At 60.5% G+C, this 21329-nt stretch carries 22 protein-coding genes and 1 riboswitch; of the genes, 10 read left to right on the plus strand and 12 right to left on the minus strand.

The genetic code is table 11. From position 1 onward, the window contains the following. Positions 1–13 precede the first annotated feature (13 nt). The 5 genes from BSY240_RS05485 to clpP form a co-directional block, all read right to left on the minus strand. Complete coding sequence (locus BSY240_RS05485; RefSeq protein WP_069041644.1) at positions 14–916, minus strand: DMT family transporter; 903 nt, start codon at positions 914–916, stop codon at positions 14–16. A 135-nt stretch (positions 917–1051) separates the two neighbouring features. Beyond that, positions 1052–1205: riboswitch (FMN riboswitch) on the minus strand. A 140-nt stretch (positions 1206–1345) separates the two neighbouring features. Beyond that, positions 1346–1621, minus strand: a complete 276-nt coding sequence (gene hupB, locus BSY240_RS05490) for a DNA-binding protein HupB (protein WP_006727558.1) — start codon at positions 1619–1621, stop codon at positions 1346–1348. Between the two features lie 206 nt (positions 1622–1827). Further along, the gene (gene lon / locus BSY240_RS05495; RefSeq protein WP_069041645.1) at positions 1828–4245 is read right to left on the minus strand and encodes an endopeptidase La; all 2418 of its coding nucleotides are present in this window, start codon (positions 4243–4245) and stop codon (positions 1828–1830) included. A 458-nt stretch (positions 4246–4703) separates the two neighbouring features. Beyond that, positions 4704–5981: an ATP-dependent Clp protease ATP-binding subunit ClpX gene (gene clpX / locus BSY240_RS05500; protein WP_054150608.1), complete on the minus strand. Its 1278-nt coding sequence runs from the start codon at positions 5979–5981 to the stop codon at positions 4704–4706. A 286-nt stretch (positions 5982–6267) separates the two neighbouring features. After that, positions 6268–6903: an ATP-dependent Clp endopeptidase proteolytic subunit ClpP gene (gene clpP / locus BSY240_RS05505; RefSeq protein WP_054150607.1), complete on the minus strand. Its 636-nt coding sequence runs from the start codon at positions 6901–6903 to the stop codon at positions 6268–6270. A gap of 357 nt (positions 6904–7260) precedes the next feature. On the opposite strand from clpP, the gene BSY240_RS05510 reads away from it, so the two are divergent. Both BSY240_RS05510 and BSY240_RS05515 read left to right on the plus strand, forming a co-directional pair. Beyond that, complete coding sequence (locus BSY240_RS05510) at positions 7261–8517, plus strand: GGDEF domain-containing protein (protein ID WP_069041646.1); 1257 nt, start codon at positions 7261–7263, stop codon at positions 8515–8517. A 50-nt stretch (positions 8518–8567) separates the two neighbouring features. Then, entirely contained in the window at positions 8568–9812 is a 1245-nt protein-coding gene (locus BSY240_RS05515; protein WP_069041647.1) for a cytochrome P450, read from the plus strand. On the opposite strand, the gene BSY240_RS05520 is transcribed toward BSY240_RS05515, so the two are convergent. Beyond that, entirely contained in the window at positions 9802–10785 is a 984-nt protein-coding gene (locus BSY240_RS05520; protein ID WP_069041648.1) for a helix-turn-helix transcriptional regulator, read from the minus strand. The two genes, BSY240_RS05515 and BSY240_RS05520, sit on opposite strands and share 11 nt — an antisense overlap. Positions 10786–10903: 118 nt before the next feature. On the opposite strand from BSY240_RS05520, the gene BSY240_RS05525 reads away from it, so the two are divergent. Beyond that, a complete protein-coding gene (locus BSY240_RS05525; protein ID WP_069041649.1) occupies positions 10904–11563 on the plus strand; it encodes a glutathione S-transferase family protein in 660 nt (219 codons plus the stop codon). Here BSY240_RS05525 and BSY240_RS05530 read toward each other — a convergent pair. Next, positions 11560–11904 (minus strand): cupin domain-containing protein, encoded by a 345-nt coding sequence (locus BSY240_RS05530; protein WP_069041650.1) that lies wholly within the window; start codon positions 11902–11904, stop codon positions 11560–11562. The genes BSY240_RS05525 and BSY240_RS05530 overlap by 4 nt on opposite strands. A 55-nt stretch (positions 11905–11959) precedes the next feature. Then, on the minus strand, positions 11960–13246 hold the full coding sequence (locus tag BSY240_RS05535; RefSeq protein WP_069041651.1) for an O-acetylhomoserine aminocarboxypropyltransferase: 1287 nt from the start codon (positions 13244–13246) through the stop codon (positions 11960–11962). Between the two features lie 167 nt (positions 13247–13413). Between BSY240_RS05535 and BSY240_RS05540 the strand changes: the two genes are divergently transcribed. After that, on the plus strand, positions 13414–13845 hold the full coding sequence (locus BSY240_RS05540) for a DUF6455 family protein (RefSeq protein ID WP_069041652.1): 432 nt from the start codon (positions 13414–13416) through the stop codon (positions 13843–13845). Between the two features lie 4 nt (positions 13846–13849). Here the strand turns inward: BSY240_RS05540 and BSY240_RS05545 are convergent, their stop codons facing one another. Further along, entirely contained in the window at positions 13850–14281 is a 432-nt protein-coding gene (locus BSY240_RS05545; RefSeq protein WP_069041653.1) for a CoA-binding protein, read from the minus strand. Between the two features lie 113 nt (positions 14282–14394). On the opposite strand from BSY240_RS05545, the gene BSY240_RS05550 reads away from it, so the two are divergent. Beyond that, positions 14395–14739: a hypothetical protein gene (locus tag BSY240_RS05550; RefSeq protein ID WP_069041654.1), complete on the plus strand. Its 345-nt coding sequence runs from the start codon at positions 14395–14397 to the stop codon at positions 14737–14739. A 14-nt stretch (positions 14740–14753) separates the two neighbouring features. On the opposite strand, the gene BSY240_RS05555 is transcribed toward BSY240_RS05550, so the two are convergent. Beyond that, on the minus strand, positions 14754–15218 hold the full coding sequence (locus BSY240_RS05555) for a CoA-binding protein (RefSeq protein WP_054150598.1): 465 nt from the start codon (positions 15216–15218) through the stop codon (positions 14754–14756). A gap of 114 nt (positions 15219–15332) precedes the next feature. Further along, entirely contained in the window at positions 15333–15764 is a 432-nt protein-coding gene (locus BSY240_RS05560; RefSeq protein WP_069041655.1) for a VOC family protein, read from the minus strand. Between the two features lie 431 nt (positions 15765–16195). Between BSY240_RS05560 and rplM the strand changes: the two genes are divergently transcribed. The 5 genes from rplM (at position 16196) to BSY240_RS05585 (ending at position 20204) form a co-directional block, all read left to right on the plus strand. After that, complete coding sequence (gene rplM, locus BSY240_RS05565) at positions 16196–16660, plus strand: 50S ribosomal protein L13 (RefSeq protein ID WP_054150596.1); 465 nt, start codon at positions 16196–16198, stop codon at positions 16658–16660. 2 nt (positions 16661–16662) lie between these two features. Next, positions 16663–17127: a 30S ribosomal protein S9 gene (rpsI, locus tag BSY240_RS05570; RefSeq protein ID WP_054150595.1), complete on the plus strand. Its 465-nt coding sequence runs from the start codon at positions 16663–16665 to the stop codon at positions 17125–17127. A 152-nt stretch (positions 17128–17279) separates the two neighbouring features. Then, on the plus strand, positions 17280–18233 hold the full coding sequence (speB, locus tag BSY240_RS05575; protein WP_069041656.1) for an agmatinase: 954 nt from the start codon (positions 17280–17282) through the stop codon (positions 18231–18233). Positions 18234–18301: 68 nt separating this feature from the next. Further along, positions 18302–19234, plus strand: coding sequence for an N-acetyl-gamma-glutamyl-phosphate reductase (argC, locus tag BSY240_RS05580; protein WP_069041657.1), 933 nt, complete (start codon positions 18302–18304; stop codon positions 19232–19234). Between the two features lie 145 nt (positions 19235–19379). After that, positions 19380–20204, plus strand: coding sequence for a DODA-type extradiol aromatic ring-opening family dioxygenase (locus BSY240_RS05585; protein ID WP_069041658.1), 825 nt, complete (start codon positions 19380–19382; stop codon positions 20202–20204). A 6-nt stretch (positions 20205–20210) separates the two neighbouring features. On the opposite strand, the gene BSY240_RS05590 is transcribed toward BSY240_RS05585, so the two are convergent. Further along, the gene (locus BSY240_RS05590; protein ID WP_069041659.1) at positions 20211–21314 is read right to left on the minus strand and encodes a COX15/CtaA family protein; all 1104 of its coding nucleotides are present in this window, start codon (positions 21312–21314) and stop codon (positions 20211–20213) included. Positions 21315–21329 lie beyond the last annotated feature (15 nt).

Raw genomic sequence — 21329 nt, forward strand, 5'->3', positions numbered from 1 at the left:
ACTTTTCATCGGTTCAGGGTTGAGGCGAAACTTCCTTGCCAGCCTCGCGCAGCATCAGGAAGAGTGATGCGCCGAGGATGAGAAGAGCGCCCAGCCAGAGATAGCCGCTCGGCGCATAGCCGAAGACGAGCCAGCCGGCAAAAACATTGAGCGGCAGTTTCAGGTCATCGAAGGGCTGAACATAGGCGGCATCCGCCGCATTGTAGGCGAGCGTCAGCAGATACTGGCCGATGGCCGTCAAAAGACCTGCGGCGAGAAGCAGCCAGAGCGCTGAACCTTCAGGAATGGCAAAGCCGGATGCTGCAGCAAGGCCGAAGTTGATCGGCGTCAGCAGCACGAGAAGCCAAACGGTCACCGTCTCCGGAGACTCGTAATGGGTGAGGTTCTTCATGATCAGCGACGAACCGCCCCAGAGAAGCGCAGAGAGAACCGGCAGCAGCGCGGCGAGCGTGAAGCTGTCCGACCAGGGCTGCAGGATGATCATCGCACCAACGAAGCCTGTGAGGGTCGCCAGCCAGCGATCGCGACCGACGGTCTCGCCGAGAAAGAGCCGCGCACCAATGATGATGAAGAAGGGCGAGGTCATGACGAGCGCGATCGCCTGCCAGATCGGCACGGTGGCAAGGCCCGTCACCCAGGCCTGGACGCCGAAAGCCGCGAGCAGGACGCGCAGGATGTGGCGGACGGGATAGGCGGTCTTCATCGCCATCAAACCGAGCCGGAACAACAGCGGAAGGGAGAGGACAAGAGCGAAGCCATATTGCCAGAAGGCCGTTGAAGCCGGCGGAAAGCCGAGCGTCATCGAGAGCCACTGGGTGACGACATTGAGAATGGCAAAGGCAACGCCTGCCAAAACCATAAAACCGGCACCAACAACGGCCCGGGAACGCAGAACAGAAACCGAGCTCTGATTCATGTCATTTTTCCTTATCCAAAGGACCAACACAAATCAGGACAGATGAGGACGACGAAAAACCGCGCCCGGACGGGCACGGACCTGCGCAGCAACGCCCAACTGATCCGCGTGACGCGGATGCAGGGCACAGCCTGACCTCATTCTCTTTCATCCGGACTTTAACCGTCGGCTCCGGAGTTACACCGGATCTGCTGACCCTGCCCTTCCCTTAGAGAAGACCAGGCGCTCGCGGGCTTGGAGTTTCCTCCTTACCGCCGGTGGGGAGTTTCACCCCGCCCTGAGAACGAATGCCGGACAATCCGGCGCAACAGAAATATGACAGCCCATGCTGCAGCGCAAGAGCGCAAAAAGAAAGCCCGGCACAGAGGCCGGGCTAACCAGGGTGTCAGCTGACCATCGGCACCGAAGGGTGGCGACGGTCACGACGGATCAGCTGTTGACAGCGTCCTTCAGGCCCTTGCCGGCCGTGAACTTCGGCACGTTGCGAGCCGGGATATCGACTTCAGCGCCGGTGGACGGATTGCGGCCCTTGGAGGCTTCGCGACGGGCGACGGTGAAGGCGCCGAAGCCAGCGAGACGAATGTCGCCGCCGTTCTTCAGTTCAGCCTGGACCGTTTCAAAAACGGCATCAACGGCAGAGGCAGCGTCAGCCTTGGTGAGGCCAGCCTTCTCGGCGACCGCGGATACGAGTTCGTTCTTGTTCATGTTTCCACCCTTTCTGATTGGTATGAAACGACTCAAATGATTAAGTCGGGCGGAGAATACGAAAGCTTCTGCCCTTCGCAACTCAAAAGCACCCGAAAGCCCCGGAAAACAAGCCTTTTAAGCGGCTTTTCACAAAAAAGGCTGGCAAAAATGCCAGCCTTTTTGTCGGTTTTGGAGCTTTGTGGCTCACTTATGGCAGAATTGCCTCAGTGAGCGACTGTTGCACCGGTTTCGTCGGTTCCATCAACCACGCCGATTGCCGGCGTTTCGACGGTTCCGTCCCATTCAATCGGTTCAGGCACGCGAACCAGAGCATGACGGATCACCTCGCCCATACGGGACACAGGGATGATCTCCATGTTGTTCTTCACGTTGTCCGGGATGTCTGCCAGATCCTTGGCGTTCTCTTCCGGGATCAGAACCTTCTTGATGCCACCACGAAGTGCTGCGAGCAGCTTTTCCTTGAGGCCACCGATCGGCAGGACGCGACCACGCAGTGTGACTTCGCCAGTCATCGCGACATCCTTCGAGACCGGAATGCCGGTCATAATCGAGACGATGGCGGTTGCCATGGCGATACCGGCGGACGGACCGTCCTTCGGGGTTGCGCCTTCCGGAACGTGAACGTGGATGTCTGACTTGTCGAAGCGCGGAGGCTCGATGCCGAAATCGACGGCGCGCGCACGGACATAGGATGCCGCAGCGGAAATCGATTCCTTCATCACTTCCTTCAGGTTGCCCGTGACCGTCATGCGGCCCTTGCCGGGCATCATCACGCCTTCGATTGTCAGCAGTTCGCCGCCCACTTCCGTCCAGGCCAGCCCCGTGACAACGCCCACCTGGTCTTCGCCCTCGGCTTCGCCGTGGCGGAAGCGCGGGACGCCCAGATATTCGTTGATGTTCTCACCGGTCACGGCAACCGAGGTCACCTTACCCTTGATGATTTCGGTGACGGCCTTACGGGCAAGCTTCATCAGTTCGCGTTCGAAGGAGCGAACGCCAGCTTCGCGGGTGTACTGCTGGATGATCGCCAGGATCGCCGAGTCGGCAACGGAGAATTCCTCCGGCCGCAGGGCATGTTCCTTGATCGCCTTCGGCAGCAGGTGCCGCTTGGCGATCTCAAGCTTCTCATCCTCGGTGTAACCGGCAATACGAATGATCTCCATACGGTCCATCAGCGGACCCGGGATATTCAGCGTGTTGGCGGTCGTCACGAACATGACGTTCGACAGGTCATATTCCACTTCGAGATAGTGGTCCATGAAGGTCGAGTTCTGTTCCGGATCCAGCACCTCGAGCAGGGCCGAAGACGGATCGCCACGGAAGTCCATGCCCATTTTGTCGATCTCGTCGAGCAGGAAGAGCGGGTTGGACTTCTTGGCCTTCTTCATTGACTGCACGATCTTGCCGGGCATCGAGCCGATATAGGTGCGGCGGTGACCACGGATTTCGGCTTCGTCACGCACACCACCGAGCGCCATGCGCACGTATTCACGGCCGGTTGCCTTGGCGATCGACTTGGCGAGCGAGGTCTTGCCGACGCCCGGAGGGCCAACGAGGCAAAGGATCGGGCCTTTAAGCTTTGTCGCACGCGCCTGGACGGCGAGATACTCGACGATGCGTTCCTTGACCTTGTCGAGACCGAAATGGTCCTCGTCGAGGGTCTTTTCAGCCGCGTTGAGGTCGATCTTGACCTTGGACTTCTTGCCCCAGGGAAGCCCCAGCAGCCAGTCGAGATAGTTGCGCACGACGGTGGCTTCCGCCGACATCGGGCTCATGTGACGCAGCTTCTTCAGCTCGGCATCGGCCTTTTCCTTGGCTTCCTTGGAAAGCTTGGTCTTGGCGATGCGCTCTTCCAGTTCGGCCATCTCGTCACGGCCGTCTTCACCGTCGCCGAGTTCCTTCTGGATCGCCTTCATCTGTTCGTTGAGGTAGTATTCGCGCTGCGTCTTCTCCATCTGGCGCTTGACGCGCGAGCGGATACGCTTCTCGACCTGGAGAACCGAGATCTCGCCTTCCATGAAGCCGAGCGCCTTTTCCAGACGCGTCTTCACGCTCACCGTTTCCAGCATTTCCTGCTTTTCGGTGATCTTGATGGAGAGATGCGAAGCAACCGTATCGGCGAGCTTCGAGTAATCCTCGATCTGGCTCGCGGCGCCGACGACCTCAGGCGAAATCTTCTTGTTCAGCTTGACGTAGTTTTCAAACTCGGAAACCACGGAGCGGGACAGGGCCTCGATCTCGACCGCATCTTCTGCCGGCTCGGCGAGGATGCTCGCCTTGGCTTCGTAGTAATCTTCGCGGCCGGTGTAGCTTTCGACCTTGGCGCGTGCACGGCCTTCGATCAGCACCTTCACGGTGCCATCTGGCAGCTTCAGCAGCTGCAGGACGTTGGCAACAGTACCGACTTCGTAAATGGCGTCCGGGGCCGGATCATCGTCGCTTGCGTTGATCTGGGTGGCCAGCATGATCTGCTTGTCGGAGCCCATCACCTCTTCCAGAGCGCGAATGGACTTTTCACGACCGACGAACAGCGGAACGATCATGTGAGGAAACACCACGATGTCGCGCAGAGGCAGCACCGGATAGGTGTTCACCTCGTTTGCAGCTGACGTATTCGTCATTTCACTTCCTTTCAAACGTCCCGGGGAAACCGGGACTCCATGCCGACCCAAAAGAGGCATCAGGCATATTTTTCGATCCTCCAACAAGTGGAGTGGCGCTCCCGCCAATTCAAGCCTGCCGCCTGTGCCCGCGCCGAATCTGTGACATCAGCATGACAGAACCTGCCCGCTTTCACACTACATTGCGGACCTGATGCGAACCATGCGCGTCACTTCGTCGCCTGAAAGGCAGCCGGTCGTCGCATGGATGATCGGGAACGCGGATACGCGGTAACGGCGACGCCGAACTCAAGCGTTCACTCGCCCCTGTTCTAGCCCAATCGACGGGCCTGACAACAGCGAATACCGTAAATGGACAAGGGCTCCGGAGATAACCACAGGCAGCACCAAAAAAGATCGCCCGAAACGGAAAAGCCCGCCACAAGGGCGGGCTTTTCGCTGCAATCGATCCGACACGATCAGGCGGAAGCGTTGGCCTTCTCTTCCTGGCGATCGGCATAGATGTAGAGCGGGCGGGAATTGCCGTTGACGACGTCGTCGGAGATGACGACTTCGCGGACGCCTTCCAGTTCCGGCAGTTCGAACATCGTGTCGAGCAGGATCTTTTCCATGATCGAACGAAGGCCACGGGCACCGGTCTTGCGGGTGATCGCCTTGCGGGCAATCTCGCGAAGCGCGTCCTCGTGGAAGGACAGTTCGACGTCCTCCATTTCGAACAGGCGCTGGTACTGCTTCACAAGGGCGTTCTTCGGCTCGGACAGGATCTGGATCAGTGCATCTTCGTCCAGGTCTTCAAGCGTCGCCAAGACTGGCAGACGCCCGATGAATTCCGGGATGAGGCCGAACTTGACGAGATCTTCCGGCTCGAGTTCACGCAGAACTTCGCCGACGCGGCGATCATCTTCCGCCTTCACCGTTGCGCCAAAACCGATCGAGGTCTTTTCGCCGCGGGCGGATATGATCTTGTCGAGGCCGGCAAAGGCGCCGCCGCAGATGAACAGGATGTTGGTCGTATCCACCTGCAGGAATTCCTGCTGCGGATGCTTGCGGCCACCCTGCGGAGGAACGGACGCGACCGTGCCTTCCATAATCTTCAGAAGCGCCTGCTGGACGCCCTCGCCCGATACGTCGCGGGTGATCGAGGGATTGTCCGACTTGCGGGAGATCTTGTCGACTTCGTCGATGTAGACGATGCCGCGCTGGGCGCGCTCGACGTTGTAATCTGCCGACTGCAGGAGCTTCAGGATGATGTTTTCGACGTCTTCACCGACATAACCGGCTTCGGTCAGAGTCGTGGCATCCGCCATGGTGAAGGGCACGTCGATGATGCGGGCAAGCGTCTGGGCAAGATAGGTCTTGCCGCAGCCGGTCGGGCCGACGAGCATGATGTTCGACTTCGCCAGTTCCACGTCGCCGCCCTTGGAGGCGTGCGAAAGGCGCTTGTAGTGGTTGTGCACGGCCACAGCGAGGATCTTCTTCGCCTGCTTTTGACCGATCACGTATTCGTCGAGGATCTTGATGATGTCCTGCGGCGTGGGAACGCCGTCACGAGACTTGACCATCGAAGACTTATTCTCTTCGCGGATGATATCCATGCAGAGTTCGACGCATTCATCGCAGATGAACACCGTCGGTCCGGCAATCAGCTTGCGGACCTCGTGCTGGCTCTTGCCGCAGAAGGAACAATAAAGGGTATTCTTGGAGTCACCGCCGTTGCTTCCGCTGACTTTGCTCATGTCTTTATCCTTCCAGCACGCCGCGCCACCGCAGTCACGGCAGGGCGGTCACTCACACTGTTCAGCTTCCACCGCCGCCTTTGGTGAAAACCTCTTCCGATCCGGAGCTACTAGCCGATCCGACCTTGTCGGAGCGGCGGCAACGAAAACTCTCAGTCTCGGCAGACTATGTCACAAAGATTCAACATAGCCTTAATCCTACTATTAGCGCTTTTGCGTCGACTTTAAACCCCGGGTGCCATCACGTCTGCCGGCATCGGTCCGATACCGGCATCCGCAACAAGGGTCACGCCGACGGTGCAGCGCCTTCCATTTCAGCGCGCGAGGTCAGGATACGGTCGATCAGACCCCATTCCTTGGCTTCGCTCGATTCCATGAAGTGGTCACGATCAAGCGTGTTCTCGACTTCGTCATACGTCTTGCCCGTATGCTTGACATAGACCTCGTTCAGGCGACGCTTCATCTTAATGATGTCACGAGCATGGCGCTCGATGTCGGAGGCCTGCCCCTGGAAGCCGCCGGAAGGCTGGTGAACCATGATCCGCGAGTTCGGGGTGGCAAAGCGCATGCCCTTCTCGCCTGCAGCGAGGAGCAAAGAGCCCATCGAAGCGGCCTGGCCGATGCAAAGCGTCGACACGGCAGGACGGATGAACTGCATCGTGTCGTAGATCGCCATGCCGGAGGTGACGACACCGCCCGGCGAATTGATGTAGATGGCGATTTCCTTCTTCGGGTTCTCGGCCTCAAGGAAGAGAAGCTGGGCACAGACGAGCGAGGCCATGGTGTCTTCGACCGGCCCCGTCAGGAAGATGATCCGCTCCTTCAGCAGTCGAGAAAAGATGTCGTAGGAGCGCTCGCCACGGTTGGTCTGCTCGACGACCATCGGCACCAGAGCGAGAGCGGTATCAACGGGATTTCTCATGTCGGTCCTTTTCAGCCTCTCCCCGGCACATCCGGTGGCGGGAATCACGTAATCTTTGTCAATCCCTACATAGAGTGTCCGCACCCAGACATTCAAGACACGAGGACCGGATATCCTTAATGGTCGCGATGCGCTCCCTGCTGGAGATCCTGGCTTTCGGCCGGCTCGACGGACGGCTGAGTGCCATGGCGCGATATCCATACACAAGAAACGGCTAACATGGTGAAATTTCGGTAAGTCTGGCCTTTGCTCAATTCCTGGCCGGGGCAGGATTCTGCACGTTTTCATAGTGACTGCTTAACCTGCTTGGCCCATTCTGCAGCGATAGACTGCCGAATTCGTTTCAGGAATTGCATCGTGATTGACGTCAAGACCGCGTTTTTGCTCTGGGTCATCCAGGCCAGCACGCTCGCGATTCTGCTCATGGCCATCTGGTGGCACGCCCGTGACCAGAAACACTTCTTATGGTTCGGCACCGGATTCCTGTTTCATGCAAGTGGCCTTGGACTGGTCGCGCTGCGCGGACAGATCCCCGATTTCGTTTCGATCCAGACGGCCAACACCATATCGCTCCTCGGCTTCAGTCTCTGGGTGAAGGGGCTCGCAGCCCTTGATCACAGGCCGGCACCGCGGCTTTTGTGGATCCCGCCCGTAGTCTGGCTCGCCGGAAACCTCGCACCCTTCATCCGGATGGAGTTCGCCTTTAGGGTCTCGCTTTACAATGTGGCCGCCGCCATCGGATTCGCGACGCTGGCCTTCATCGCCGCGCGCGCGCATTTCAGCTCCCACCGCGATCGCGCCCTGCTTGTCTGCATCTGGGGTGGTCAATCTGCGGTGACGCTGGGTTTTGCCGCGTTCGTCATTTTCCAGCGCCCCACGAGCTTTGCCGACAACTATTTCTCCATGTGGATAGGAACGCTCGCGGTCATCGGCTTTGTGACCTCGGTCGTGATACTCGCCAAGATTACAATGGACCGTTCCCAGGAACAGCTGCAGGCACTGGTCAGGACAGATCCACTGACCGGCGCGCTCAACCGGCGTGGCTTTTCCGAGGCCTATCAGGGGCTTGTGGAAAGCTCCCCCCTCAACACACTGGCAGTCCTGATCTTCGACCTCGATCATTTCAAGCAAATCAACGACCGGCACGGTCATACGGTCGGTGACCGGGTCCTGCGGGAATTTGCCGAAGTCTGCCGGTCGCTTCTGCCGCAGCGTGCGGTTTTCGCGCGGACCGGCGGTGAAGAATTTGCCGCAGTCCTCGCGATTTCGGAACCAAGGGATGCGGCGCTGTTCGCCGAGACCGTGCGGCTGGCGCTGGCAGATCGCAGCATCCCGACCGAAGACGAGGCGATCTCTGTCACCACCAGCGTCGGCATCGCGACCAGTTCTCTGCGCGACGCAGATCTGGACAAGCTCCTGTCCGAGGCCGATCTCGCGCTTTACACGGCCAAGGCGCAAGGGAGAAACCGCACCTCGCTGCGCTCGGGCAATCACACCGTGACCGTGCCGCCAGCGCGCGAAGACAACATACAGGTAGAGGTCGATCGGCAGGCGAGCCGACAGGTGGCCATTCTGAAACGCATCTCTGCCGTTGCCCACAAGCTGGACGACTGAGCGCATCCGCTTCCCCTTGCGCGCGGGAATGCAAAGGATAAACAGAACGCATGACACAGACATCCTTCCTTTCCATCGACCCCGCCACCCGTCGGGTCTCCCTCGACGCCCGCGATCCGGCCTTCTACAGCGATCCGAACCGCACCTATGCGGCCCTGCATGACAGCTGTCCGACCTTCTACTGGGAGGAACAGAAGCAATGGTTCTTCACCGGCTATGACCATGTGAACGCGCTTTTGCGCGACCGCCGCTTTGGCCGGCAGATCCTGCATATCGCGACCCGCGAGGAGCTCGGCATGCCGGAACCGGCCGAGCACACCCGTCACTTCGACAAGGCTGAGGAGCATTCCCTGCTCGAGATCGAGCCGCCGGAGCACACGCGCCTGAGGACGCTCGTCAACCGCGCCTTTGTCTCTCGCCATGTCGAGAAGATGACGCCTGAGATCGAACTGCTCGCGAACCGGCTGATCGACGATTTCGAGAAGGATGGAAAGACCGAGCTTCTGTCGACCTTTGCCGACATCATCCCGGTCACGATGATCGCGCGGATGATCGGCATCCCCGAGGACATGGGACCACAGCTCCTCAAATGGAGCCACGACTATGTCGGCATGTACATGTTCAAGCGGACGCGTGCAGACGAGGAAGCCGCAGACCGCTCGGCGAAGGAATTTGCGGATTATGTTCGGACAGTGATTGCCGAGCGCCGCGCCAATCCGAGCGACGATCTCTTGAGCCACATGATCCACACCGAGCACAAGGGCCAGTTCCTCACCGAGGACGAGCTGATCTCGACAACGATCGTGCTGCTCAATGCCGGCCATGAAGCGACCGTGCACCAGATCGGCAACTCGGTGCGCGTGATCCTCGACAGCGGCATCGATCCCTCAACGCTGTTTTCCGACGAGAAGACGACCGAGCGGACCGTCGAGGAAACACTTCGCATCTGTGCGCCGGTGCATATCTTCCAGCGCTGGTGTCTGGAGCCCTGCGAGATCGACGGCGTCAGCTTTCAGCGTGGCGACAAGGTGAGCCTGATCCTGGCTGCGGCCAATCTCGATCCGCAGAAATTCCCCGAACCACTCGCCTTCAAGCCTTCGCGCGAGGAAGGGGCCAATCTCTCCTTCGGCGCAGGCATTCATTTCTGCATCGGAGCTCCGCTCGCCAGGCTCGAGCTCAACATCGTGCTGCCGCTGCTCTTCAAGCGCTTGCCGGGGCTGAAGATTGCAGAGACGCCCACCGTCAAGGACGTCTATCACTTCCACGGGCTGGAGCGGCTCGATCTTACCTGGTGAGGGCAGTCGGCTCGGCGTAGCGGACCATCAGCGCTTCGACGGCCCGCCGCATGGCGAGCCGCAATTCTGGCGGGTCGAGGACCTCGGCTTCCGTTCCGAGCTTCAGCATTTCGGAGACGGCCATGCGCTCATGCGCCACTGGCAGGCGGACCGTCTGCCAGCCATACTCGTCAGGCTCTCCCAGCAATTCGAGATTGGCGCGCACATAGGGTGGCGCCATGTGCTCCAGCTCTTTTAGTCCCCAGGCCGAGAGCCGGATCACTGCCGAGTTCGGGTAGAGCTCGAGTTCGAGGCGCCGCGTGTTTTCGGTCCAATAGGCGGCGAGGTCAAAATCTTTCGGCCAATCGAAACGCTCTTCGGTGACGATCAGGTCGAGGACACGCGAGATCCTGTAGGTGCGGACAGTGCCGTCGACGCGGGCGGCAAGATACCAGGCTCCGCCCTTCATGACGATGCCGAGCGGTTCGGCCTCACGGTTCTTTTCCGCCTTCCACGAGCGATAGCGCATGCGGATGCGCTTGGAGTTCCAGACCGCATCGGCAATGGCCTGCAGGTAGACCGGCTGCTCCCCTTCGGCGAGCCAGGCGGGCGCGTCGAGATGGAACTTCTCCTGCATGCGGCGGGCGCTTTCGCGCAGATCTTCCGGCAAGGCGGCTGTCAGCTTCTTCTGAGCGCCAGCCATCAGGGATCCCAGGCCGAGATCGGCAGCCGCACCGGGAATGCCGGACAGAAACATGGCCTCGGCCTCGGCGGGCGTGAGGCCGTTCAGACGAACGCGGTAGCCGTCCAGCAGCCGGTAGCCACCATCGGAGCCGCGTTCGCTGTAGACGGGGATACCCGACAGCGAGAGGGCATCGATATCGCGGTAGATGGTGCGCACCGAGACGTCGTTTTCGTCGGCCAGCGCCTCGGCGGTCACCAGCCCCTTCGCCTGCAGCGTCGTGAGTATGTTGATGAGCCGGCTCGCCCGCATCGAAAATTCCTCGTTTCGACCACTATGCTAAACCAACCTGACACAATCTGACAGGTATGGTGGCGCAATCTCCCTTCATCGCCTTATGGCGTGATCATTTTCGAAAGGGAGACGTCCAATGACGCAGACACGATCAATCACCCTCTTCTACTCACCCCAGACCCGCGCCACCGGTGCGCGCGTGTTACTCGAGGAACTGAAGGTGCCTTACGATCTGCATGTGCTGAACATGAAGACGGGCGAGCAGCGCCAGCCCGCCTATCTCGCGATCAACCCGCTCGGCAAGGTGCCGGCGGTGCGAGTCGGCGATACGATGGTTACCGAACAGGGCGCAATCTACCTCTATCTCGCTGATCTCTACCCCGAAGCGGGGCTTGCCCCTGCCCTCATGGACCCGGATCGCGGCGCTTATCTGCGCTGGCTCTTCATCTATGGCAGTTGCTTCGAACCGGCAGTCGTCGATCGCTTCATGAAACGCGAGCCGGGCTCGATGAACGAAACCCCCTATGCCAGCTACGATTCGCTGATCGACATGCTGGAAGAGACGCTGAAAACAGGCCCCTACCTGCTCGGCGAGCGGTTCACGGCTGCGGATCTGCTCTGGGGGATCGCGCTGCGCTGGACGACGATGTTCGGGCTCGTCGAGGCGCGCCCGGTCTTCCAGGCTTACATGGACCGGATCGGCGATCGTGCCAGCATCCAGAAGGTGTCAGCCGAAGATGCCACGATGGCAGCAGAGCATGAGGCGGCAGCGACCCGGCTCAAGGCCGCGAGCTAGAGCCGGATGACGTAGTCCTTGCGAGTCGTTTCAAGGACTTCCCAGGTTCCCTTGAAGCCGGGTCTGAGGATCAGGCGATCACCGGCCTTCAAGTGAACGGGCTCGCCGCCATCCTCGGTGACAACAGAGTGGCCTTCGAGAATGTGGAAGTACTCCCATTCATCGTAGACGATCCGCCACTTGCCCGGCGTCGACTGCCAAATACCGGCATAGATGCCGCCGTCCGCTTCCTCGATGTTCCAGGTGATGAAGCGTGGGTCGCCTGAAATCAAGCGATCGGTGGCGGGAGCGCCCTCTTCCGGCGTGACGGTGGAGGGATCGAATGGCAGGGACAGGCTCATCATGGTCTCCAGGTGAACGAGCGGCGGTGTTTTGCACCGCCGCTCAAAGGACAGATCAGGCCGAGGCCAGCGCCTGCTCAAGATCGGCGATAATGTCTTCGGCGTCCTCGATGCCGATGGACAAGCGGACGACGTCAGGTCCGGCACCGGCTGCGATCTGCTGGGCTTCAGAGAGCTGGGCGTGGGTCGTCGACGCCGGATGGATGATCAGCGAGCGGGTGTCGCCGATGTTGGCCAGGTGCGAGAAGAGCTTCAAGCCACCGACCAGCGCTTTGCCGGCTTCAAGCCCGCCCTTGATGCCGAAGGTGAAGACGGACCCGGCGCCCTTCGGCGAGTAGCGCTTCTGCAAAGCGTTGTTCGGATCGTCGGCCAAGCCGGCATAATTGACCCAGGCGACCTTCGGGTGGCTCTTCAGCCAGGTTGCGACCTTCATGGCGTTGTCGCAATGACGCTGCATGCGCAGCGGCAGCGTCTCAATGCCGGTCAGCAGCAGGAAGGCGTTCATCGGCGCGATGGCTGGTCCAAGATCTCGCAGGCCAAGGACACGGCAGGCGATCGCGAAGGCGAAATTGCCGAAGGTCTGGTGCAGGACGACGCCGTTATATTCCGGGCGTGGCTCAGACAGCATCGGATACTTGCCGGGTTTTGCAGACCAGTCGAATGTACCGCCATCAACGATGACACCGCCCATGGAATTGCCGTGGCCGCCAAGGAACTTGGTGACGGAATGGACGATGATGTCGGCGCCATGCTCCAGCGGGCGGATCAGGTAGGGGCTCGCCATGGTGTTGTCGACGATCAGCGGCAGACCGTGGCGATGGGCGACCTCGGCGATGGCTTCGATATCGACGAAGGTGCCGCCGGGATTGGCCAAGCTTTCGATGTAGACGGCCTTGGTCTTGTCATCGATCTGGGCGGCGAAGCTCTCGGGGGCAGCAGGGTCTGCCCAGCGGACCTGCCAGCCGAAATTCTTGAAGGCATGGCCGAACTGGTTGATCGAGCCACCATAGAGCTTCTTCGCCGCAACGAAGTTGTCGCCGGGCTGCATCAGAGAGTGGAAGATCAGGAGCTGGGCCGCGTGACCTGAGGCCACAGCGAGTGCTGCCGTGCCGCCCTCTAGGGCTGCGATCCGCTCTTCCAGAACGCCCTGGGTGGGGTTCATGATGCGGGTGTAGATATTGCCGAACTCCTTGAGGGCAAAGAGATTTGCGGCATGATCGCTGTCGTTGAAGACGTAAGCCGTGGTCTGGTAGATCGGCGTGATCCGCGCGCCCGTGGTGGGGTCCGGCTGGGCGCCGGCATGGATTGCGAGCGTGGCGAAACCCGGATTGTTCTCCGACATTATTTGGTCCTCCCTATGTGACTTCGGGCCGGATCATAATCAGTCGCCGCCCGATGTCAGCCCGGATTATTCCAAAGTGCGGGGGTGATCGGGAAATTCATACTTGATCGAGGTCAATGCGGTCGTCCGTCGTGCTGGCATGCTCTTCGCAGTTAAAGGAGAGACGCATGACACTCACGATCGCCGATCCGGTCCGCCACACCGTGCAGCAAATCCTCTCCTGGTTCGCCCAGGGTTTCGAAACCGCCAATGAAAGCGACATGCTTGCCGCCTTATCCGATGCCGAAGTCGATGCGCTCGCAGACGACTGCGGCATCAGCAGCCATCAGTTGCTTGCGCTCGTGAAGGCAGGCCCGCATGCCGCCGACGAAATGCCGGCGATGATGCGGGCCTTGAACATCGATCCGGCAGAGATGGAGTACCGCATGCGTCGCCTGTTCCGCGACATGCAGGTGACCTGTGCGCAGTGTTCATCCAAGGATACCTGCCGGGCGCACCTGCACCAGGGCAAGGCCGAGCAAACCTTTGTCGACTATTGCGGCAATGCCGATACGCTGAACGCGCTGCGCGCCAATCCGGACTTGCTGGTCGGCGCCTAACGCGTCAGAGCCCGAGCCTGGGGATTTCGATCGCCGGGCAGCGGTCCATGACCACGCGGATGCCAGCCTCTTCGGCCGGCTTGACGGCTTCATCGTCGCGGACCGTAAGCTGACCCCAGATGACCTTGGGCCGGTTCGGCAAGGCAAGCGTTTCTGCGACCACCTCGCCCAGGTATTCCGGTGCCCGAAAGACGTCGACCATATCGATCGGTTCAGCAATGTCAGACATTGTGGCGTAGACGGTCTGGCCGAGAATTTCCTTGCCAGCCTGGCCCGGATTGATCGGATACACCGTGTAGCCCTTCGACAGAAGGAAACGCATGACGCCGAAGCTCGGTCGATCCGGCTTTGGAGACGCGCCGAGCAACGCGATCGTTCGAACGCTTCCGAGGATGTCCCGCAGGTCATCCGCGCTGTAGTGATCGTGATCGGCCATGTCTGTCTCCTCATCTCGCTAGATCAGGATTAAATGGTGTGGCCGCCGTCGACAACAAGGCGGAACCGCCCTGCCCGGCCACACGTTGATCTGCCGTCTCAAGGAGGACCGCCATGCGCCCGACACAGCTTGCCATCACAACCATCGCAGCCCTGCTGCTTGCCCAGCCGGCACTCGCAATTTCGCGCTACAACTCCACGGCGCTCACCTGCGACCAGGTCCGGCAGCGCGTCTTGAACGAAGGCGCGGTCATTCTGCGCTACCCGTCGACGCGCGTGAAAGGCATGACGCTCTACGACCGCTATGTCACACGCAGCGCCATGTGCGATCCGCATGAATATGCCGAGCGCGCCTATGTGCCGACGCGCGATGCCGCCTGGTGCCCGGTGCTCAACTGCCAGGACTACGATCCGGAGACGCGTCGATTCGGGTTTGGAAAACCGATCATCCGCTTCTGAATCGCCTGAGCGTATTAGGCTGCATGACCTTGCGCCGAGCCCGGATGCAGCCGCTCATAGACAAGCGGGTATTCGGACACCAGCGCGCGGTTCATGACCATGCTGATGCCTGCTGCCTCTGCCTTTTCGGCCGCCGCATCATCCCGGATCCCGAGCTGACACCAGATCGCGAAGGGCCGGGGCGACATTGCCAGGACCTCGTCGACGATGCCCGGCAGGCATTCCGTGCGGCGGAAGACATCGACGAGATGAACCGGTTCCGGAATCTCCGCCAGCGATCCGTAGACCTGCTGCCCGAGGATGCGCTCGCCGCGATGCAGCGGATTGACGGGGAAGACGTGATAGCCCTTGCCAAGCAGAAAGCCGGAGATCCAGTGACTGGGGCGCTTGTCATCCGGCGAGGCGCCGACGACGGCCACGTTCTTGGCCGTCGCAAGGATATCGGCAAGGTAGCTGTTGAGGTAGGTGTCGTGGTTCATGGACGTTCCTCCCGGCCCGCAAAGGCCCTTGGTTTACCCGTCCATCTTGTCCCAATCTCACTCTAGCGCGGACCGCTTAACGAGCGCGTATGCATATCGATCAAATGCAAGCGATCATTCCGGAAGGATGACATGTCCGTGTTCATCCTGCGGGAAGAACGGGTTGAAGGCGATCTCCCACAAATGACCATCGGGATCGGCGACGTAACCGGAGTAACCACCCCAAAAGACTTTCTCCGGCGACTTGACCAGCCTTGCCCCGCAGGACACGGCAAACTTCACGACGGCATCGACGCCGATCTCGCTCGAGACGTTGTAGGCGAGCGCGATGCCGGAAAAGCCCGGGGGCGTGTCTTCGACATGCGCATCTTCCGCCAGGCTGGCGCGCGAAAACAGACCAAGGGCCGTGCCCTTCAGCTGGATGAAGGTCACCTGGTCGTTGGACGCGGCGGATTTAGTCCAGCCCAACCTCGCATAAAACTCGGTGCTGCGAGCGATGTCGGCGACGCCGAGCGTGATGAGCGAAATTCGGCGTTCGAGCGACATGGCGATCTCCGTTGACGACCCCAGCCGGTACGTTCGGTTTATGTTTTCATTATGTTCATGCGCATATTAGCAAAATCATGGGTTGCGCTGGACAATTATGACACGTCTGTTCCATTTGCTTGCTTCGCTGGAATGCGGAATTCCGCCTTTTCCGGCCGATTAGCGCGGTCATGGAGTCTGATGCCGACAGCGATCGACATGCGGTAAAATAACACCACACCATCAAGTCATTGTTTTACCTTCGGTTTCTCCGAACCCGCCGAGCTGCCGCGATCTTGACCTCCAGCGGCACTCCCTCTATACCCCTCCTCGGAATGCGGCCCTTCGGGACCGCCTTCTTTTTTGCGTCGAAAACGGCGCGAAACAAGCAACAAGAAACGCCTGTCGCTCCCACAATTGGGAAACACAGGATCACACTGAAAGAGACCTCAATGTCTACCTTCGTTCAGAAGCCTGCAGAGGTGGAGAAGAAGTGGATCCTCATCGACGCCGAAGGGCTCGTTGTCGGCCGCCTCGCCACCATCATCGCCATGCACCTGCGTGGCAAGCACAAGGCCACCTACACCCCCCATGTTGACGACGGCGACAACGTCATCGTCATCAATGCCGAAAAGGTCGTCTTCACCGGCAAGAAGTATGCCGACAAGAAGTACTACTGGCACACCGGTTATCCGGGCGGCATCAAGGAGCGTACGGCTCGCCAGATCATCGAAGGCCGCTTCCCGGAGCGCGTTCTCGAGAAGGCCGTCGAGCGCATGATCCCGCGTGGCCCGCTCGGTCGTCGCCAGATGAAGAACCTGCGCGTCTATCCTGGCACGAACCACCCGCATGAAGCTCAGCAGCCCGTCGCTCTCGACGTTGCCAAGCTGAACGCCAAGAACACAAGGAGCGCCTAAGTATGGCCGATCTTTCTTCCCTGAAGGACCTTGCCCCGGCACAGGACGCAGCTCCGGCTCACGTCCGCAAGGTCGACTCGCTGGGTCGCTCCTACGCCACCGGCAAGCGTAAGAACGCCGTTGCCCGCGTATGGGTCAAGCCGGGCACCGGCAAGATCACCATCAACGGCCGCGAGTTCTCCACCTACTTCGCACGCCCGGTCCTGCAGATGATCCTGCAGCAGCCGATCGTCGCAGTGGCCCGTGACGGCCAGTTCGACATCATCGCGACTGTCGCCGGCGGCGGCCTCTCCGGTCAGGCCGGTGCCGTTCGTCACGGTCTCTCGAAGGCCCTCACCTACTTCGAACCGGGCCTGCGTCCGGTCCTGAAGAAGGGTGGCTTCCTGACCCGCGACAGCCGCGTCGTCGAGCGTAAGAAGTACGGCAAGGCGAAGGCCCGTCGTTCGTTCCAGTTCTCCAAGCGTTAATCGCTGGACAACCGGAAACGGAAATCAAGGCGGGGCTTCGGCTCCGCCTTTTTTCGTTCGCCTCGACCCGCGCAGCTGCTGCCGGCGATCGAGGCTTGACCGAGCAAGTCGACCAACTAACTTGATCAAATTTTCAGAGGGAGAAGAGCATCATGGCCAGCAAATCGATCGACAACGCGTTTACCGCAAAGACCCTGCGCGGTGCAGCGACCGATCCGACCTATGCGGGCGCGCTCTCCTTCATGCGCCGCAAGTATTCCAAGGACCTCACCGACGTCGATGCGGTCGTGCTCGGCATCCCTTTCGATGCCGCCGTCTCCAACCGGCCCGGCGCCCGTTTCGGGCCACAGGCAATCCGGCGCGCCTCGGCGATCTTCGACAATGATCCGCAATATCCCTTTGCGCGCGATCTCTTCGAGCAGATGGCCGTCATCGATTACGGCGACGTGCTTCTGGACTACGGCAATCATCAGAAGACCCCTGCCCTGATCGAGGACCAGGCGTCCGAGATCATCGCTTCGGGCGCCTACCTGCTTGGCCTTGGCGGCGACCACTTCGTCACCTGGCCACTTCTGAAAGCCCATGCCGCCAAACACGGACCGCTGGCGCTCGTGCATTTCGATGCCCATCAGGACACCTGGGACGATGACGGCCAGCGGATCGACCATGGTTCCTTCGTCTGCCGGGCCGTGCGCGAAGGCGTGATCGATCCGACGAAATCGATCCAGATCGGCATCCGCACGGAAGCGCCGGAGGATTTCGGCATCCGGATCATTCCAGGCTACGAGGTCGAGGACATGGGCGCGCAGGCCATCGCCGACGCGATCCTCTCGCATGTTGGCACGGCTCCGACCTATATGACCTTCGACATCGACTGCCTCGACCCGGCCTATGCTCCGGGCACGGGGACACCGGTCGCCGGCGGCCCCTCCTCCGCCAAGATGCTGTCGGTCCTGCGCAAGCTCGGGGCCCTCGACGTCCGGGGCTCCGACATCGTCGAGGTGGCGCCGGCCTATGACCATGCCGACATCACCGCAATTGCCGGTGCCACGGTTGCAATGTATATGCTGGGCCTGCGCGCCGAGAAACTCGCGACACGCGCCTGACACATTGATTCAACACACTCACAATCAGATTCCGCATTCTCATCCAAACCTCTGACAGGATTAGACAAATGGCAGCGAAGATCTTCATCGACGGCGAACACGGCACAACGGGCCTGCAGATCCGCACGCGCCTGGCCGACCGCCGCGATCTGGAGCTGCTGTCGATCCCCGAAGCGGAGCGGCGGAACGAGAAGATGCGTGAGGACATGCTGAACAGCGCCGACATCGCCATCCTCTGCCTGCCCGACGATGCGTCGAAGCAGGCCTATGAGATGACGGCAGCGAATAACAATGTCCGTTTGCTGGATGCCTCAACCGCATTTCGGGTGCATCCCGATTGGGCCTATGGCTTTGCCGAAATGGACAAGGCGCAGAAGGCGAAGATCCAATCGGCGCGCTATGTTTCCAATCCCGGCTGCTATCCGACCGGTGCGATCGGCCTCATCCGGCCGCTGCGCGCTGCCGGAATCCTGCCGGACGGCTATCCGATTTCTGTCAATGCCGTGTCGGGCTATACCGGCGGTGGCAAGCAGATGATTGCGCAGATGGAGGACAAGACCCATCCGGAGCATCTGGCGGCGAACAACTTCCTCTACGGCCTGACGCTCAAGCACAAGCATGTGCCGGAGATGCAGACCCATGGCCTGCTTGACCGCGCGCCGCTGTTTGCCCCCTCCGTCGGGCGATTTGCGCAGGGCATGATCGTCCAGGTGCCGCTCTTCCTGGAGGATCTCGCCGCAGGCACGACGGTGGAGAGCATCCATGCTGCACTCGTCGCCCATTATGCGGGCCAGGACATCGTCAGTGTGGTTCCGCTGGCGGACAGTGCCAAGCTGCCGCGCGTCGATGCAGAAGAACTGGTCGGACAGGACTCGATGAAGCTCTTCGTCTTCGGCACGCCCGGTGGTGTGCATGTGAACCTCGTGGCGCTGCTCGACAATCTCGGCAAGGGTGCGTCGGGGGCTGCCGTGCAGAACATGGATCTGATGCTGTCGGCGTGACCGGCCATCTTGATATCCCGCCAGGTCGGATATCCCGGCCTCGCGGGTCGACTCGTTCACAATTGCCGAACGAAATGTCGATCATCTGCCTCATTATCGATGACTATTCTCGGTGCTAGTGTCCTTGCGAAAGCGAGGCCACACTATGAGCAACCGTTTCCCCGTCTACTTCATTCCCCATGGTGGCGGCCCGTGGCCGTTCATGGAATTCCCGCGCGATACCGAAGGCAAGGCGCCCTGGGATGATCTTCGGGCCTTCCTCGAAGGCCTCGATGCGGAAATCGGGCGGCGGCCGAAGGCTGTGCTCGTGGTTTCAGGCCATTGGGAGAAGGAACCGGTGCCGACGGTGAGCACGGCTGCGAAGCCTGGCATGCTCTTCGACTATTACAATTTCCCGCCGCACACCTACGAACTCTCCTACCCTGCCCCGGGCTCGCCGGACCTTGCGGCCCGCGCGCGAGCGCTCCTGGCAGTGGCCGGGATCGAGAGCGCCGAGGATGCCACGCGCGGCTTCGATCATGGCGTCTTCATCCCGTTCATGCTGCTCTATCCGGATGCGGATGTGCCGCTGACGATGATCTCTCTCAAGAATACGCTGGATGTTGAAAGCCATGTGGCGATCGGCGAGGCGCTGGCGCCGTTGCGTGACGAAGACGTGCTGATCATCGCTTCGGGCATGAGCTATCACAACATGCGGATGTTCCGGCAGGCGGAACCAAATCATGTTGAGCAAGCGATCCGGTTTGACGACTGGCTGACGCAAGCGGTCTCCGCACCCGACAGCGCGCGGCGTTCAGAAGTGCTTGCGACCTGGGAGCAGAACCCGGATGCCCTGGCCTGCCATGTGCCGGACCACGATCACCTCGTGCCGCTGTTCGTCGCGTCAGGTGCAGCAGGCTCCGATGCTGGGCGGCAGGTCTTCCGGGGTGTGTTCCTCGGAAAACCTTACTCCGCCTATCGCTTCGGCTGATCTGGCTCAGTCGCGGACTTCGACCACAACCGGCTTCGGGCGCTCGCCATAGAAGGCGCGCAGATGGGCGACGGCAAAGGCGAGCACCACCAGCGCCATGCCCTGATGGATGACACCGGCAGCCAGCGGCACCTGCATCACGAGCGTCGCGATGCCGATTATCGCCTGGATGCTGATGAGGACGAAAAGCACCACGCTACGGCGGGCATGGGTGGTCTCGGGAGCCGCCCGCAGAGACTGGATCATATAGGCGAGTGCCGCCCCCCACAGAACATATGCGCCGATGCGATGGATGTACTGCACCGTCTTGGGGTTTTCGAAGATGTTGATCCACGCGGGCGATTGGATGAAGAGCCCCTGCGGCACCCAGGCGCCGTCCATAAGCGGCCAGGTGTTATAGGTGAACCCGGCATCGAGACCCGCGACAAGAGCGCCGAGATAGATCTGGACAAACGTCATGATAAGCAGAACGCCCGCGAAAAGACGGCTCTTTTCCGTCGGGACAGCATCGTCCGTATGCGGGTAAAGGCTGCGATAGATCCAGACACAGCTGGCGAAGATGAAGCAGGCCATCATCAGGTGGACGGCCAGACGATACTGGCTGACGTCAGTCCGCTCGCTGAGACCTGAGGAGACCATCCACCAGCCGATGAAGCCCTGCAGACCTCCAAGCGCGAGAAGCCCGACCAGCGGCTTGCGCAGGCTCGGCTCGATCTTGCCGCGCAGCCAGAAATAGGCGAGCGGGACGGCAAACAGCACGCCGATCAGGCGGGCGAGCAGTCGGTGTGCCCATTCCCACCAGAAGATGAACTTGAACTCGTCGAGGCTCATGCCCTTGTTGATCTGCTGATATTCCGGGATCTGACGATAGAGTTCGAGCTCTTCTTCCCACTCTGCGGCGGTCAGCGGCGGGATGACACCATGGATAGGTTCCCACTTGGTGATCGACAGGCCCGAGTCGGTCAGGCGGGTTGCGCCGCCGACCAGCACGAGACAGAACAGCGCAAGAATCACCACGCCGAGCCAGATGCGGACCGCCTTTCGGTCAGCATCCACGCGAGCGATTTCCTTGCGCACCTGCAACTCGGTTCCGGTCAATACTGCTGTCATTCGTCAATCCTCTTT

The organism is Agrobacterium sp. RAC06 (assembly GCF_001713475.1).
Classification (GTDB): domain Bacteria; phylum Pseudomonadota; class Alphaproteobacteria; order Rhizobiales; family Rhizobiaceae; genus Allorhizobium.